Here is a 986-nt window from a genome sequence, read left to right as displayed (position 1 = left end):
TCCGCAACCGCGCATCGGTTCGATGCTGGAAGACGGCGGTTTGGATGTTCATTGGTTCGTTCAATCGACCGAACGGGATCAAAAATACGTTGGCATTGATGTCCCCTTGACCAACGGTTTGATTGGCCAGCGCGTCTTTCTGATTCGGGCGGCGGATCAGGCGAAATATGCGGCCGTGACCTCCTTGGCCGATCTTAAGGCCACGAACCTTGTGGCGGGCTTCGGCCAAGGGTGGTTCGACGTGGCTGTATGGAAGGCCAATGGACTTCCCGTCCATGAGCAGGCGGGCGAATGGCGGGCGCTTTATAAGATGGTCGCGGCGGGGGATCGGAAAGTCGATTATTTCTCGCGCGGCGTGACGGAAATCGTGCCGGAAGCGGCGGCCAACCCGGAACTTGTGATCGAAAAAAATCTATTGCTGGTTTATGAGCGGGATTTCCGCTTTTACCTCGCGCCGAAAAACAAGGATTACGCGAAGCCGCTCGACTCTGGCCTGAAACTGCTCCTCCAGAATGGGCGGCATGCCGCGCTGATGAAAGCCCATTTCGGCGAAACCCTCCAAACCCTCGGCGTCGAGGGTCGGCGGAAAATCACACTCACCACGCCGTAAAACCTCTGGACGGACGCGGGGATATTTCGGTCATAGCCCCCGCGTCTGGCCGTGCGGCGTTTTGAGATGCCTTACAATCGTCTTATTAGCGGGCTAGAAAAGCGCAGCCCCTTGAAGGCGATACGTGTAAGGAGAGAATGATGTTCCGCATAACTGCCCTGGCCGCGAGCGTGATGCTTGGCCTGATGATGATCGTCAAGCCGGTGCTGGCCAACGATCAACAGGAACTGGTTGACCGCGCGAAGATCAGCGTCGATAGCCTGCGCTCCGATGCCAATCTCGGGAAACCGATCAATAATCTCTTGAAGCGCGCCTATGGCGTGATGGTTTTCCCCAATCTCTTCAAAGCCGGGTTCATCCTGGGCGGCGAAGGCGG

General features: G+C 57.2%; 1 protein-coding gene and 1 pseudogene. Both read left to right on the top strand.

The genetic code is table 11. The features are described from left to right. The coding region (locus VZ95_RS26265) for a hypothetical protein (protein ID WP_045777441.1) at positions 1-610 on the top strand (610 nt) is incomplete at its 5' end. Positions 611-747: 137 nt separating this feature from the next. Next, positions 748-986 (top strand): annotated as a pseudogene (locus VZ95_RS20070) (hypothetical protein); the annotation flags it as partial.

It is taken from the genome of Elstera litoralis (assembly GCF_000963705.1).
Classification (GTDB): domain Bacteria; phylum Pseudomonadota; class Alphaproteobacteria; order Elsterales; family Elsteraceae; genus Elstera; species Elstera litoralis.
This window is presented reverse-complemented; position numbering and strand designations above follow the sequence as displayed.